Genomic DNA, 14,398 nt, shown 5'->3' on the forward strand with positions numbered 1-14,398 from the left:
AAGGAAGACCCCCCATGAAGTTCACCGACGGCTTCTGGCAGATGCGAGACGGTGTGCACGCCTCGTACGCCACCGAGATCCGCGACCTCCGCCTCGACGCCGACCGCCTCACCGCCCACGCGGCCGTCAAGCGCGTCACGCGGCGCGGGGACACCCTGAACGCCCCCCTGATCACGGTGGAGGCCTACGCCCCCGCCGAAGGCGTCATCGGTGTCCGCGTCACCCACCTCGCCGGCAGGCGCCGCCCCGGCCCGGACTTCGCCCTTCCCGGCGCCACCGCGGACGCCCCGGCCGCCACCCGCGACGACGGCCCCACCGCCGAACTCACCAGCGGCCCCCTCACCCTCCGGCTCCCCACCGAGGGCGACTTCGGCCTGGAGTTCCTGGGCGCGGACGGCCGCCTGCTGACCGCCGCCGGCCGCAAGGGCACCGCCTTCGCCACGGTCGCGGACGGCGGCCACCACATGCTGGCGCAGCTCTCGATCGGCGTCGGCGAGACGATCCACGGCCTCGGCGAGCGGTTCACGCCGTACGTCAAGAACGGCCAGGTCGTCGACATGTGGCAGGCCGACGGCGGCACCAGCAGCGAACAGGCCTACAAGAACGTTCCGTTCTACCTCTCCTCGCGCGGCTACGGCGTCTTCGTCAACCACCCCGGCAAGGTCTCCTTCGAGGTCGGCTCCGAGGCCGTCGGCCAGGTGCAGTTCAGCGTCGAGGACCAGGTCCTGGAGTACTTCGTCGTCGCGGGCCCCACGCCCAAGGACGTCCTCACCCGCTACACCGCCCTCACCGGCCGCCCGGCCCTGCCGCCGGCCTGGTCCTTCGGCCTCTGGCTGACCACCTCGTTCACCACCGACTACGACGAGGCGACCGTCACCTCGTTCGTCGACGGCATGGCCGAGCGCGGCATCCCGCTCTCCGTCTTCCACTTCGACTGCTTCTGGATGCGCGAGTACCAGTGGTGCGACTTCGAGTGGGACCCGGACACCTTCCCCGACCCGGTCGGGATGCTCGCCCGGCTCAAGGACAAGGGCCTGAAGATCTGCGTCTGGATCAACCCGTACATCGCGCAGAAGAGCGCCCTGTACGCGGAGGGCGCGGAGAAGGGCTACTTCGTCCGCACCCCCGAGGGCGACATCTGGCAGTGGGACAAGTGGCAGGCCGGCATGGCGCTGGTCGACTTCACCGACCCCGAGGCCACGGCCTGGTTCCAGGGCAAGCTGAAGACCCTCCTCGACCAGGGCGTCGACGGCTTCAAGACGGACTTCGGCGAGCGCATCCCCACCGACGTCGTCTGGCACGACGGCTCCGACCCGGAGCGGATGCACAACTACTACACGCACCTGTACAACAAGGCCGTCTTCGACATCCTGGAGAAGGAGCGCGGCCAGGGCGAGGCGGTCCTCTTCGCCCGCTCCGCCACCGCCGGCGGCCAGCAGTTCCCCGTCCACTGGGGCGGCGACTGCTGGTCCTCCTTCGAGGCGATGGCCGAGTCCCTGCGGGGCGGCCTCTCCCTCTCGCTGTCCGGCTTCGGCTTCTGGAGCCATGACATCGGCGGCTTCGAGGGCACCCCCGACCCGGCGGTCTTCAAGCGCTGGCTCGCCTTCGGCCTGCTCTCCTCGCACAGCCGGCTGCACGGCTCCTCGTCCTACCGGGTGCCGTGGGAGTTCGGCGACGAGGCGGTCGCGGTCGCCCGGCAGTTCACCGAGCTGAAGCACCGCCTGATGCCGTACCTGTACGGCGCGGCCGTCGAGGCCCACCGCACCGGCGTCCCCACCATGCGCCCGATGCTGCTGGAGTTCCCCGACGACCCGGCGACCCGCACGGTGGACCGCCAGTACCTCCTCGGCCCCGACCTGCTGGTGGCCCCGGTCTTCAGCGAGGACGGCCAGGTCGAGTACTACGTCCCCGAGGGCACCTGGACCCACTTCCTGACCGGCGAGACGGTCACCGGCCCCGCCTGGCACCACGGCACCCACGGCTTCGACAGCCTGCCGCTCCTGGTCCGTCCCGGCGCGGTCCTGCCGCTCGGCGCGGACGCCTCCCGCCCCGACGGCGACTGGACGCAGGACCTTCAGCTGCGCGTGTACGCCCCCGAGGGCCTCGGCGACTTCACCCGCACGGTGACGGTCCCCGACCTCACGGGCGCCCCCGCCGCCACGTACGAACTGGTCCGCGAGGGCGGCACGCTCCGCGTCACGGCGGACACGGTCCGGCCGTACGAGATCGTGGTCGTCGGCGACGCGACGCTGGAGGTCGTCAAGGGCTGAGAACGGGACCGGCCCCTTCGTTCGCTGCGCCGGGTGCGCAGGGGCGGAGGGGTCGTCCGCGGGGTGCGCGGAGGCGTACCGCGGAGTCCCGCTGCTCCGTCCGGGCGGCGCCGTTCACGCGGTGCCGTCCTCGGCGCCGAGCGCGGAGAGCCGGGCGAACTGGTCGTCGGAGAGCCGTAGTCGCAGAGCGGCCAGGTTCTCTTCGAGGTGTCGCGGCGAGGAGGTGCCCGGGATCGGTACCAGGGTCGGCGAGCGGTGCAGCAGCCAGGCCAGGGCGGTCTGGGCGGGCGTTGCGCCCAGTTCGCCCGCCACAGCGGCCACCGGGCTCTGCGGGCCTGCGTGGCCGCCCATGGCGACAGGGAAGAACGGCAGGAAGGCGATGCCGAGTTCGGCGGTGAGGTCGACCACCGCATCGTAGTGCCGGGCGGTCAGGTTGTAGAGGTTGTTCACCGCGGCGATCGGAGTGATGGCCACGGCCTCGCGCAACTGCCCGGCGGAGACCTCGGAGAGCCCGATGTGCCGGACCTTGCCCTCGTCCTGCAACTGCCTCAGCGCGCCCAGCTGGTCGGCCAACGGGTACGCCGGGTCGATGCGGTGCAGCTGGAGCAGATCGATGCGCTCCACCCGCAGCCGGCGCAGGCTCAGTTCGGCCTGCTGGCGCAGGTACGCGGGGTGACCCAGAGGCACCCACTCGGCGGGTCCCGGCCGCACCACGCCGACCTTGGTGGCGACGGCCACCCCGTCGTACGGGTGCAGGGCCTCGGCGATCAGCTCCTCGCCCGCGCCCAGGGCGTATGCGTCGGCGGTGTCGATCAGGTCGACGCCCTGCTCAACTGCCCGGCGAAGCTGCGCAATTGCTGCGGGCCGGTCGGTGGGGGCCCGCCAGATGGCGGCGGCTGCGGGGTCGGAGCCGGGGGTTGCGGGTCCGTCGGCCAGACGCATGGCGCCGTAGCCGATCCGGCGGACGGTCAGGTCGCCGCCCAGGTCGAAGGTGGTCCTGATGGTGGTGGGGCTCTCGTTCGTCATGGCTGCGACGCTACGATCTGACACCGATGTGAGATTCAAGTAGGTGTGAGGGGGGTCACATGAAGATCGGGGATCTCGCCCGGGAGACCGGGGTCAGCCCGCGGCTGCTGCGCTACTACGAGGAGCAGGGACTGCTCGCCTCCGAGCGTCCATCCGGGGGGCACCGCAGATACGGTCCGGACGCGCCGGAGACCGTACGCCGGATCCGCCACCTGCTGGCGGCCGGCCTGCCGACGGCGGTGATCCGCGAGGTGCTGCCCTGCGTGGAGGGCACGGGGCCGGACGACGCACCTGCGCTCGCCGCCTGCACCTGGGACTACTTGCGCGGGCAGCTGGCCGGCGTGAACGAGCGGATCACCGACCTGGAGCGCAGCCGTGCCTCGCTGGTCGCCCTGCTGGACCTCAGCGAGCGCACGGCGGTCTGATTTCCCGCACTGGTCCGGCCTCCCCGTCGCGCGCGTCGGTGCCGCCGGTACCGCCAACGCGATGTACCGGCTCGGCGCGGACCTGGTCGGCCTGGGCGACGCCGCCGTCGACCTGATCGCAGCCCGGTACGTGCTGCCCGCCGGGGCCCGCGACACCTTCCGGGCCGCGGCGGAGGCGGACGACGCCGCTTGGGCACGGGGCATCGGCTGGGCGCTGTCGATCGCCCTGATGGAACTCCAGTACTACCGGGAGACCAACGCGTTCATGGCGGACACCGCGCGGCACGTCATCGCGGAGATCCTCGCCGACAGCGGCAGCGCGCGTAGCCGCATCCGGGCACTCCCGGGCGCGCCCGCCCGCCTCGTCACGGCAAGGAATGCGATCGTGGACCAGCGGGTTCGCACCATCGACAGCACGTGAGTGGTAACAGCACTGAGAGCGGATGGCCTTGACATGGGCGAGTTGATCCTGATCCGGCACGGCGAGACCGAATGGTCCCGCAACGGACAGCACACGAGCCACACCGACCTGCCCCTGACGCCCCTCGGCGAACGACAGGCCCGGGCCCTCGCACCCCTGCTCGCCGACCGGCACATCGCGCTCACCCTGGTCAGCCCGTCGGTACGGGCCCGGCGCACCGCCGAGCTCGCGGGTCTCGTCGCGCCCCGCATCACCCCCGAGCTGCGCGAGTGGGACTACGGCGGCTACGAGGGCATCACCACCCACGACATCCACCTCACCCGCCCCGACTGGAACCTCTGGACCGACGGCGTCACGGCCGGCCCCGACGCGCACCCGGGCGAGACCCCGGCGGAGGTCGGCGAACGGGCCGACCGGGTGCTGGCCGAGGTCCGGGAAGCCGCCGGACGCGCCGGTGACGAGGACATCGTGCTCGTCGCGCACTCCCACTTCCTGCGCGTCCTGACCGCCCGCTACCTCGGTCTCACCCCGGCGGAGGGAACGCTCTTCCAGCTTGCGACCGGGGCCGTGTCCCGGCTCGGCTGGGAGCACGGCCAGCCGGTCATCACGGCGTGGAACGTGACCCTGCCGGAGAGCCTGTTCCCGACCGCCGTCCCGGACACCCCGCAGCCCTGAGGGGGCTCGCCGGACGTCAGCTCGCGTCGGCGAGCTCGTCCTCCTCGTACAGGCCCGCCAGGTCGCGGATGGTCTCCTCGGCTACCGCCGCCGCGAACCGCGGGCAGGTCCAGGACTCCGCGCTGCGGGAGTCCTCGCCCGGCGAGAACTCCTCCGGGGCCCAGAAGTGCGCCATGCCGGCGCGGAACTCCGCGCGCCGCACCACCGGATGTTCGTCGCCGTGCGGGCACTCGGCAGGCAGCGGCGCCGCGGCGACGGCGCGCATGGTGGCCAGGACGCCCCGGACGACGGAGAGCGGAGGACTCGGGTAGGAGATCTTCATCGCCTGGTGGGCCACGAGCAGCAGTACGGTGCGATCCCGGTCGTCGGCGGACTCCCCGTGACGACGGGCCGCCCACAGACCCAGATCGTCGGCGTACTCCTCGTTCCAGCTCTTGTGGTCCGTCCGCTCCACGAGCTTCCCGATGTCCAGCCGGCCGTCCGCACGCAGGTACTCGGCGTCGGCGTGCGAGGTGTCCCGCTCTCCGAAGAGCTCGTCGCGCCGCTTGCGCAGCACAGCCAGTGTTTCGTCCGCGACCTCCGCCATGAGGACCGGACACACCACCGCGTCGATCGGGGCGTTCCGGCCCGACGCGATGCGGTCGCGTTCGTAGATCTCCCGTCCGCCGGCACTGCTCAGCAGGATGCCGAGCTCCGCGGCGTTCGGCGCGCTGCCCGGCAGGGCCGGGTGCCCGTCGTGGGCGCAGTCGCGGTCGGTGAAGTGGGGCAGCGCCTCCTCCACCGCCCGTACCAGGTGGTCGAGTACGGACTTCGCACGCACCATGCCGGAGACCGCGTACCAGGTCACGGCCCTGACCACCATCAGACGCCCGGCACGGTCCGCCGGGGCCGCAGAGGACAGCTCCGACGCCTGGCCGCTGATCTCGTCGTTGATGTCGGTCCACGGCTTCGGGTACCCGTGCAGCAGCGCCGACAGCGTACTGATGCTGTCCTTCGCCTCCAACGGCAGACGGGGCGGTATGTCCGTGGCCGATCCGGGGTGGACGATGTCCAGAGCGATCCGCGCGAATCCGGCCGCGTTGCGCGGGCAACGCCACTCGTCCCGAGGACGCTCCTCGTTCCAGTCCGCCGTCTCGTCGGCGAGTGCCGGCAGCAGCCCGGCGAGGTCCTCGTCCGCCGCGTCTTCGTGGCTTTCGTAGGGATGCGAGCTGTGCGGGCAACTGCGGTCCCGCAGAGCCCTGTCAGCCGCCTCCAGCGCCGTCACAGCCTGCTGTGCGACGCCTGCACTCGGCAGCCAGGTGAGGTAGGGGGCCATCATGACCAGCCCGATCGCCCACGCATAGGCCGAATCGCCACCGGGGTCGGCGGCGAGATCGGCGGCGCAGTCGAGCACCGTCCGGTCGTAGGCGCTGTTGTTGGATGTGTCGTAGTTCTCGCGTATGTCGTCCCAGATCTCGCTGAGTTCGTCGAGCATCATGTCGTCCATGTCCGTCACGATCTCCATGACGCGCGACGGGCTCGGGGGAGTTCCCGTCAGAGCGAGCCATTGCCGAGGGCCGCGACAAAGGGCGCCCAGTGGCTCGTCGCGAAGGTGATCGCCGGCCCCCCGGGGCCCGTCTTGCTGTCGCGTACGGGGACGATGCCGGGGAGGTTGTCGGCGATCTCGACGCAGTCGCCGCCGTCCCCGTTGCTGTACGACGACGTGCGCCAGGCAGCGGTGGTCAGGTCAGGTGTAGTGCTCATGGCGTCGCGAACTCCTTCGCCGCCGAGACGATCCGGACCAGGGATGCCTCCGGCGACAGCGCGGCAGCCCTGGCCAGATCGTATGCGGTGCCGTACTGCTCCACCAGCAGCGGTTCTTCGACGAGTTGGCCGCTGTAGGCGCTCTCCGTGTACACCACAGCCGGGGAGTCGGCGAACTGCATCAGCAGCATGGAAGCGTGCAGGAAGGGATGAGCCCCGGCGGAGAACGGGAGCACCTGAGTGACGATACGGGGGCGGGAATCCGTCTGTTCGGCAAGATGGTTGAGCTGCTCCGCCATGACAGCACGCCCACCGACGGGCACGAGCAGGGCAGCCTCGTGAATCATGACCCACAACACCGGTGCTGCGGGCGAATCGAGGAGTTGGGCGCGCTCCATGCGTGCTGTGACATGGCCTTCGACCACCTCTGTGGTGGCGAAGGGATGCGCGGCCCGGGTGAGCGCCCGTGCGTAGGGGCCGGTCTGCAAGAGGCCGGGAACGAGCATGGCGGTGTAGCTGTCGATGGACGAGGACCGTGCCTGGAGCTCAGCCGCGTCCGCGAAGTACCCCGCCACCTTCGACGTCCGTGCCAGAAGACACAGCCGCTGAAGATGCTCACCGCTCCCCAGCAACTCGTCCAGCGTGCGCGACAGTTCCAGCTGGGGCCGTCGTTCCCCTGCTTCGAACAGCCCGATGTACGTACCGGAACAGAACGCCCGCGACCCCAACTCGCTCTGCGACATACCGGCCGCCTCGCGCAGCCGCCGCAGCTCGGCGCCGTAGAAGGCGCGGGGATTGGTGTACGGGTCCAGATCCTTCGGCTGAGGCATGAGCAGAATGTAGCGACGGCCCGGCCTGCCCCGCCCTCGAACGGCCCGGACCCACCCCCACGGGTGACGGACAGAAAGCGGCAGCGGCCCGTGGGCCGCCCGGGATCACCGGGCGGCCCACGGCCTCGGGATGGGCGGACCTCAGCCGAGGCTGTCCGTCATCGCGTTGAGCAGCGTGCCCGAAGCGTCGTCGTTCTCCAGGGAGAAGGCGAACATCCCGGCGAGCCCCTTGCTCTTGGCGTAGGCGGCGCGTGCCTTGATGGCCTGGGGTGTGTCACCGGTCCAGAAGTTGGTTCCGTCGTAGATCCAGGAGCTCTCGGTGACCGGGTCCCAGTGCGTCTGGGCCTCCGTGGGGTGGAGCTCCTTCCAGGCGGCGAGTCCGGATTCCTGGCTCAGCGGTTTCGCGGCGGTGGGGCCGGTGGCGCTCTGGTAGAGGCCGTAGTTCGGGCCGGCGGGCACGCCCGTCCAGCCGCGCCAGTAGAAGGGGACGCCGAGCACCAGCTTGGACGCGGGGAAGCCGCCGACGATGCCGTACTCCGGGAGCCCGTCGGTGTATGCGGTGACGGCCGTGTCGAGGTTGTACTTCGCGGTGCCGGGCTCCACCGGGGTGGCCGGGTCGCCGGGGCTGTCGTGCAGCGGGTCCTGGTGGTTGGTGGGCCCGGTGGCGTCCCAGGCGCCGTGCATGTCGTAGGTCATCACGTCGGCGTAGTCCAGGTAGTCGCCGATCCTGTCGGTCTCCAGGAACGCGATCTTGTCCTGGCCGCTGGGAAGGGCGGCGGTGAGCAGGAACCGCTTGCCGAGGGTGGCGCCGTACGCGTCGAGCTGGGTGCGGAACTCCTTGAGCAGCAGGGTGAAGTTGGCCTTGTCCGCGGGGGAGTAGTGGTTTCCGGTGTGGCCTCCGGCCGATCCCGGGTACTCCCAGTCGATGTCGATGCCGTCGAAGATTCCCGCGGCCGACGCGGCGCCGCCGGACGGGTCACCCGAGATGTTCTTCGGAAGGTTGCCCTTCATGAACATGTCGATGCAGGAGGAGACGTACGCCGCGCGGGACGCGGGGGTGGCCGCGGCGTCGGAGAAGTACTTGGAGTAGGTCCAGCCGCCCAGCGACACGGTCAGCCGCAGGTTCGGGTACTTCGCCTTGAGCGCGCGCAACTGGTTGAAGTTGCCCTTCAGCGGCTGCTCGTAGACATCCGCGGTGCCGTCCACGCTGTCCGTGGCGGAGACGTCGGCCTGGTAGTCGGCATAGGCGTCACCGGCGCCGTCACCCGCGTTCGGGTTGTCCTCGTTGCCGGCGTCGGAGGCCTTGATCGCCTCGAAGCACTTGTGGGTCGTGGGGTGGACGTTCTCGAACGCGTAGGTGACCACGTCGAGTCCGGCGGCGGCGCCGCTGGTTCCTATCTGCTTCGGGTAGTACGCGTTCTCGTAGATCCCCCACTGGTCGAAGTAGGCGGAGGAGTACGGCTTCGTCGCGGGCGCCGCCCCGGTGGTGACGGTGACCGCTGCGGACTGGGCCGAGGCGTGACCGCCGCTGTATCCCTGCACGGTGAACGTGTAGGTGTGCTGAGGCAGCAGCGAACTCACGGCGACTGTGGTCCCCATGGAAGTGGCCACGAGCTGGTTCTGCGCCCACACCTTGTACGACGCCACGCTGCCGTTCTGCGAGGAGACCGTGGACGGGTTCCACTTCAGTACGGCCGCGTTGCCGGTGACCTCGGTCGAGGCGAACCCGGTGGGGGTGCTGACCTTGCCGTCACCCACGGGCCCGTTCGGGGGTGTGGTCGGCGGCGGGGTGGTGGGCGGTGTGGTCGGAGGTGTCGTGGGTGGCGTGGTGGGGGGTGCCGTGGGGCCGCCGGTGGGGCCGGTCAGGCTCAGGTCGTCCGCACGGTACGTGCCCTGCCCGTACCAGCCGTGGGTGAAGACGGTCACCGACGTCGTGTTCGCGCCGGTCCTGAACGTCGTGGACAACTGCTTCCACGACGGGGCGGAGGGCTCCCAGGCGCTCGCGTTGACGCCGGTGCCGGTGGCGCCGAGGTAGACGTACGAGCCCTGGACCCAGCCGGCCAGGGTGTAGGACGTGTTCGGCTGCACGGCCACGGTCTGGCTGCACTGTCCGGTGTCGGACGCGGTGGTGGTGCCCGCCAGCGCGCCCGTGCCGCTGTGTGCGGCGGCGGAGACCGTCGAGCCGGTCGTACAGGTCCACCCGCTCAGGGATCCGGACTCGAATCCGGCGTTGGTGAGCAGCTCCGAGTCCGCGGCGGAGGCGTGCCCAGGGACGGCCGCGAGAGCCGCCCCCGAGGCGACGAGTACGGCGGCAACGGCCAAGGCGCCGTTGCGTCTTGCTCGTGCTGCCGGACCGCGGACCTTCGGGGCCCCTGAGCCGACCGTGCTTGCGGGCATGGTTCTACCTCCGTGGGTGCGGGGAGCCGGTGCGCCCGATATCTCCCCGCGTGACGTCGCGGTCGCCGGGACGGCGCCGCGACGTCTCCGAGCGGCGGGCCGGATCTCGGAAGTGCTTTAAGTGTTCATGCCATGTGGTGCTACACCCGCGAGATTGGACTGGACCAATGTGCCGGGTCAAGGGCGCGCCCCGAATTGGGGAAAACTTGGTGTAGACCAATTTCGGGATCAACAGCCTGGGCAACACGCCGTCGGGGGCGGAACCGCCCGCGTGTGCGGGCGGCCCGCCCCCGACGGGACCGGACGTACGGCTCAGCCGGTCAGGAGATCAGCTCCACCTCCGCGAGCGTCGACGCACCGCTGAGCACCAGCCGGTAGTGCGCGTACGAGCCGCGCGTGTCCACCGTGAAGGCCCTCGTCTGCTTGTCCCAGGCGAACGACTGGCCGGACCGCTTGTCGAGGTCCTTCCAGGACGTGCCGTCCGACGATCCCTGCAGCACCCAGCCGGTCGGGGCCTTGGCCGCCGCGCCCGAGGTCAGCGTGTACTGGACCGCGTCGGTCGCCGAGGGGACCGGCAGGTCCACCGTGGTGGCCTCGGCCGTGGTGGCGGAGGTGTTGTCGAACAGTGCGCCCTCGCCCTTCAGTACGTCCTTCCTCGGCGACGGAACCTTGTCGTCCTTGGTGATCGAGACCGGGGCGGCGTCCTTGCCGGTTCCCCAGGCGGACGGCTTGGAGCCCATGTCGAAGTCCAGCACGCCGCCCTTGGCCAGCAGGTCGTGCGGCAGCGAGGTGGAGGTCCACTTCTTGCCGTTGACCTTCAGGCCCTGGACGTAGATGTTCTTGGCGCTGTTCTTCGGCGCCCTGACGACCAGGTCGTGGCCGTTCTCCAGGTGCACCGTGGTCTTCGTGAACAGCGGGGAGCCGATCGCGTACTCGCCACTGCCCATGACCAGCGGGTAGAACCCGAGCGAGGAGAAGAGGAACCAGGCCGACTGCTCGCCGTTGTCCTCGTCGCCGTGGTAGCCCTGGCCGATCTCGCTGCCCGTGTACAGGCGGCTCAGGACCTCGCGGACCTTCTCCTGCGTCTTGTAGGGCTGCGACGCCGCGTCGTACATGTACGTGACGTGGTGCGCGACCTGGTTGCTGTGGCCGTACTGGCCCATCCGCACGTCCCGGGCCTCCGTCATCTCGTGGATGACGCCGCCGTAGCTGCCGACGAACTCCGGGCCCGCCGTCTCGGGGGTGGAGAAGTACGTGTCCAGCTTCTTCGCCAGACCGTCCCGGCCGCCGTACAGGTTGGCCAGGCCCTTGCTGTCCTGCGGGGCGGTGAAGGCGTAGCCCCAGCCGTTGGTCTCCGTGTAGTCGTAGCCCCAGACGCGGGGGTCGTACTGGTCGGAGGGCAGGCGCCAGTCGCCCTTGGGGTCCTTGCCCTGGAAGAAGCCCGCCTTGTCGTCGAACAGCTCGACGTAGCTCCGGGCCCGGTTCATGAAGTACTCGGACTCGTCCTTGTAGCGCTGCTTGTGCGTCTTCTTGTAGAGCGCCTGGCCCATCTGCGCGATGCCGTAGTCGTTGACGTAGCCCTCCATCGACCAGGACATGCCCTCGTGGGTCGAGGTGTCGGCGTACCCGACGAACGGAGACGTCTCCATGCCCTTGCGGCCGACGCCCGAGGACGGGGGTACGACCGTGGCGTTCTTCAGGGCCGCGTCGTACGCCGCCTCCGCGTCGAACTTCACGCCCTTGACGTACGCGTCGGCGAACGCGACGTCCGAGGAGGTGCCGGTCATCAGGTCCGAGTAACCCGGCGAGGACCAGCGGGAGATCCAGCCGCCGTCCTTGTACTGCTGGACGAAGCCGTCGACCATCTCGCCGGCCTTCTTCGGGGTGAGGAAGGAGTACGCCGGCCACGTCGTCCGGTAGGTGTCCCAGAAGCCGTTGTTGACGTACACCTTGCCGTCCACGATCTTCGCGCCGGTGTGCGTCGGGGTGTCCGAGCCGACCTGCGGGGAGAACGGGGAGGCGTACTTGTCCTTGCCGCCGACCTTCTCGAAGCCCGAGTTCGGGTAGAGGTACAGCCGGTACATGCTGGAGTACAGCGTGGTCAGCTGGTCGGCGGTCGCGCCCTCGACCTCGACCTTGCCCAGCAGGTCGTCCCAGGCGTCCTGGGCCTTGTCCTCGACCCGGCCGAAGGAGCGCGAGGCGGGGATCTCGGCGGCCAGGTTCTGCTTCGCCTGGTCGATGCTGATCAGCGAGGTGGCGAGGCGCAGGTTGACGGTGCGGTCCTTGCCCGCGTCGAAGCGCAGGTAGCCGGTCACGTCGTCACCGCCGCCGCCGGAGAGCTTGCCGCTGCCGGTGACGGGAGCGTCGAAGACGCCGTAGACGAAGAGCCGGGTGGCGCCCGTCGAGCCGCCGCTCTTCACGTCGGAGAACCCGGTGAAGGAGCTGGTCTCCGGGTCGAGGGTGAGCCCGCCGTCGTTGGAGACGTTGTCGAAGACCATGCTCGCGTCCTTGCCCGGATACGTGAACCGCATCCGCGCCGCGTGGTCGGCCGGCGTCATCTCGGCCTTGAGGCCGTTCTCGAACGTCACCCCGTAGTAGTGGGGCCTCGCCGTCTCGTTCTCGTGCTTGAACGGCAGCGCGCGGGCCTCGCGGGAGGCGTCCGGGGTGCCGGAGGCCGCCGACGGCATCAGCTGGAAGGTCTGCCGGTCGCCCATCCAGGGGCTCGGCTCGTGACTGGCGCTGAAGGCCTGCAGGGTGGGCAGGTTGTCGTCGTTGTTGCCGCGCGCGTAGTCGTACAGCCAGCTGGTCGATCCGGCGTTGGTGACCGGGGTCCAGAAGTTGAAGCCGTTGGGGACGGCGGTGGCGGGGAAGTTGTTGCCCCGGGAGAAGCCGCCGCTGGAGTTGGTGCCGCGGACGGTCGAGGCGTAGTCCGAGAGGTGCTTCTTGCGCTTCTCGGGCGCCTTCGGGGCGATCTTGACGTCGTCGATCCAGCCCTGGAACTTCGACGGGCCCTTGGGGGAGTCGTAGGCGACCAGGATCCGGTCCACGGTCCTGCCCGCCGCCACGGAGCCGATCGACGCGTCGACCTTGTTCCACTGGTTGACGTACAGCCGCTTGGCGTCGGCCTGGCCCCCGGGGGTCAGCAGCCCGCCGTTGGAGTCGGTGGCGCGCAGGTCGCTCAGGTACGTGCCGTCCGTGAACGCCAGGTCCACCGCGATGTGCGTGGCCGGGTAGGAGAGGTCCGTCTCGCCCATCTGGGGGTAGACCAGGTAGGAAAGTTCGGTGTCCTTGGTGACGGCCGTGTTGACGTCGAAGATCTTGTTGTACGAGTACGCCCGGCCGTCGGCCTTGTGCGTGCCCGCGTACCGCAGCGCCTTCTTGCCGGTGAAGCCCGCGCCGGCCTTGGCCGTGGGGGAGCCGGACGGGCCGCGGTCGATCTGGCTGCGCATGTCGTCGGGGGCCGGGGCGGAGGTGTCCCCGTCGGAGAACTGGACGTCGGCGAGCTGGGTCGCGTCGTCGGCGCCGTTGTTCTTCGTGATGTTCAGGCGGAAGTGCTGGTAGGCCTTGTCCGACGTGAAGTCGTACGACTTGGTCTGGAAGCGCTCGCTGAACGTCTGGCCGGTCCGGGAGTCCAGGTCCGTCCAGCTCTTGCCGTCCTCGGAGCCCTGGAGGGTCCAGTCCTTGGGGTCCCGCTCGTCGTGGTCGTCGGCCGAGGTCAGCGCGTACGTCACGACCTTGACCGGCTCGACGAGATCGAACTCGGCCCAGGCGGTGGGCTCGAACGAAAGCCACTTCGTACCGGATTCGCCGTCGACGAGGTTTTCCTTCACCTCACCGCCGCCGGCGTTCTCGTCGCTGGCGCGGACATCTGTGACCTTGTCGGTGACATTGCCCGGTATTCCTGCGGAGAAGCCGCCATCGATACCCGATGTCCGCTTCTTTCCGTCAGGGCCTTCTTCGACGGTATTGCGCCAGTCCGGCTGCTTCTCGTCCGCTTCGAACGAGGAGCTGAACGTCCGGTCTCCGGCGGGCTTCTGGCTTTTCTCTCCGGCTCCGGCCGACTGGGCGGCGGCCGCGGTGGGGGCTGTCACGAGCAGGACGAGTGAGGCCGCGATCAGCGCGGCCGTACTGCTTTGTCTCTTGCGAGATCCGTGTCGGGGCTGCATGCCGAGCCATTCCTCCCGAGGAAGTGCGCTTGGACAACGTTGTCAGAGGGGGGCGCAAGAACCAGTAGGGAGCGAAGTGGCGGTTGGTGTCAAGGGTGTTGGATCAGGGCCGGCGTTCGAATCGACCGGAATGCGGAAATCGTTACATCCGACGGAGGGCGCACGGTGCCGAGGTATCCGCGAGGTCTCAACTCGGGAAAGACTGCCGCCCAAACCTGCATTCGATCTTGCTCAGTTGGCGGCAAGTGGACTATACCTGTCGGCGTCTGCACAGCTTCTTTCCAACTGTGCGGCAAGGGGAGACTCGGGGGCAGGACAAGAGGACGCCGCAGGTGCGCCCACGGTCCGGTCTCCCTGGGTCCCCCACTGCAATGGCTAGCCTGAAATCTGTACCACCCAAGCGCAACTGACCGCGGTGGCGGGGCCCTTCGCCTGAGGCGAATAT

At 69.7% G+C, this 14,398-nt stretch carries 10 protein-coding genes; 4 read left to right on the top strand and 6 right to left on the bottom strand.

Going from position 1 to position 14,398, the window contains the following annotated elements; genetic code table 11:
* Nucleotides 1-14 precede the first annotated feature (14 nt).
* Nucleotides 15-2,270 (top strand): alpha-xylosidase, encoded by a 2,256-nt coding sequence (gene yicI / locus OG408_RS30880; protein ID WP_326673139.1) that lies wholly within the window; start codon nucleotides 15-17, stop codon nucleotides 2,268-2,270.
* A 114-nt stretch (nucleotides 2,271-2,384) separates the two neighbouring features.
* Here the strand turns inward: yicI and OG408_RS30885 are convergent, their stop codons facing one another.
* On the bottom strand, nucleotides 2,385-3,296 hold the full coding sequence (locus OG408_RS30885; protein WP_326673141.1) for an aldo/keto reductase: 912 nt from the start codon (nucleotides 3,294-3,296) through the stop codon (nucleotides 2,385-2,387).
* Between the two features lie 59 nt (nucleotides 3,297-3,355).
* Between OG408_RS30885 and OG408_RS30890 the strand changes: the two genes are divergently transcribed.
* The 3 genes from OG408_RS30890 to OG408_RS30900 all read left to right on the top strand — a co-directional run bounded on the left by OG408_RS30890 (nucleotide 3,356) and on the right by OG408_RS30900 (nucleotide 4,817).
* Nucleotides 3,356-3,721 carry a MerR family transcriptional regulator gene (locus OG408_RS30890; RefSeq protein ID WP_219566471.1) on the top strand — a complete coding sequence of 122 codons (366 nt, stop codon included), beginning with the start codon at nucleotides 3,356-3,358 and terminating at the stop codon, nucleotides 3,719-3,721.
* A gap of 61 nt (nucleotides 3,722-3,782) precedes the next feature.
* Nucleotides 3,783-4,142, top strand: coding sequence for a hypothetical protein (locus OG408_RS40210; protein WP_442806081.1), 360 nt, complete (start codon nucleotides 3,783-3,785; stop codon nucleotides 4,140-4,142).
* Between the two features lie 33 nt (nucleotides 4,143-4,175).
* Nucleotides 4,176-4,817 carry a histidine phosphatase family protein gene (locus OG408_RS30900; protein ID WP_266784067.1) on the top strand — a complete coding sequence of 214 codons (642 nt, stop codon included), beginning with the start codon at nucleotides 4,176-4,178 and terminating at the stop codon, nucleotides 4,815-4,817.
* Nucleotides 4,818-4,833: 16 nt separating this feature from the next.
* Here OG408_RS30900 and OG408_RS30905 read toward each other — a convergent pair whose 3' ends face one another.
* From OG408_RS30905 to OG408_RS30925, 5 genes are all read right to left on the bottom strand, one after another.
* A complete protein-coding gene (locus tag OG408_RS30905) occupies nucleotides 4,834-6,321 on the bottom strand; it encodes a hypothetical protein (protein ID WP_326673144.1) in 1,488 nt (495 codons plus the stop codon).
* A gap of 29 nt (nucleotides 6,322-6,350) precedes the next feature.
* A complete protein-coding gene (locus tag OG408_RS30910) occupies nucleotides 6,351-6,560 on the bottom strand; it encodes a DUF397 domain-containing protein (RefSeq protein ID WP_285566222.1) in 210 nt (69 codons plus the stop codon).
* Complete coding sequence (locus tag OG408_RS30915) at nucleotides 6,557-7,390, bottom strand: helix-turn-helix domain-containing protein (protein ID WP_285566224.1); 834 nt, start codon at nucleotides 7,388-7,390, stop codon at nucleotides 6,557-6,559. The genes OG408_RS30910 and OG408_RS30915 overlap by 4 nt, the downstream gene beginning before the upstream one ends.
* A 141-nt stretch (nucleotides 7,391-7,531) precedes the next feature.
* Nucleotides 7,532-9,787 (bottom strand): glycosyl hydrolase family 18 protein, encoded by a 2,256-nt coding sequence (locus OG408_RS30920; RefSeq protein ID WP_326673148.1) that lies wholly within the window; start codon nucleotides 9,785-9,787, stop codon nucleotides 7,532-7,534.
* A gap of 320 nt (nucleotides 9,788-10,107) precedes the next feature.
* Entirely contained in the window at nucleotides 10,108-13,953 is a 3,846-nt protein-coding gene (locus OG408_RS30925) for a GH92 family glycosyl hydrolase (RefSeq protein ID WP_285566229.1), read from the bottom strand.
* Between the last annotated feature and the right edge of the window lie 445 nt (nucleotides 13,954-14,398).

The organism is Streptomyces sp. NBC_01257 (assembly GCF_035917255.1).
Taxonomy (GTDB): domain Bacteria; phylum Actinomycetota; class Actinomycetes; order Streptomycetales; family Streptomycetaceae; genus Streptomyces.

Excerpts from the sequence above, each read along its gene's own strand:
- yicI (WP_326673139.1), top strand. The coding sequence starts at position 15 with ATGAAGTTCACCGACGGCTTCTGGCAGATGCGAGACGGTGTGCACGCC.
- OG408_RS30885 (WP_326673141.1), bottom strand. The coding sequence starts at position 3,296 with ATGACGAACGAGAGCCCCACCACCATCAGGACCACCTTCGACCTGGGC.
- OG408_RS30890 (WP_219566471.1), top strand. The coding sequence starts at position 3,356 with ATGAAGATCGGGGATCTCGCCCGGGAGACCGGGGTCAGCCCGCGGCTG.
- OG408_RS40210 (WP_442806081.1), top strand. The coding sequence starts at position 3,783 with ATGTACCGGCTCGGCGCGGACCTGGTCGGCCTGGGCGACGCCGCCGTC.
- OG408_RS30900 (WP_266784067.1), top strand. The coding sequence starts at position 4,176 with ATGGGCGAGTTGATCCTGATCCGGCACGGCGAGACCGAATGGTCCCGC.
- OG408_RS30905 (WP_326673144.1), bottom strand. The coding sequence starts at position 6,321 with ATGGAGATCGTGACGGACATGGACGACATGATGCTCGACGAACTCAGC.
- OG408_RS30910 (WP_285566222.1), bottom strand. The coding sequence starts at position 6,560 with ATGAGCACTACACCTGACCTGACCACCGCTGCCTGGCGCACGTCGTCG.
- OG408_RS30915 (WP_285566224.1), bottom strand. The coding sequence starts at position 7,390 with ATGCCTCAGCCGAAGGATCTGGACCCGTACACCAATCCCCGCGCCTTC.
- OG408_RS30920 (WP_326673148.1), bottom strand. The coding sequence starts at position 9,787 with ATGCCCGCAAGCACGGTCGGCTCAGGGGCCCCGAAGGTCCGCGGTCCG.
- OG408_RS30925 (WP_285566229.1), bottom strand. The coding sequence starts at position 13,953 with ATGCAGCCCCGACACGGATCTCGCAAGAGACAAAGCAGTACGGCCGCG.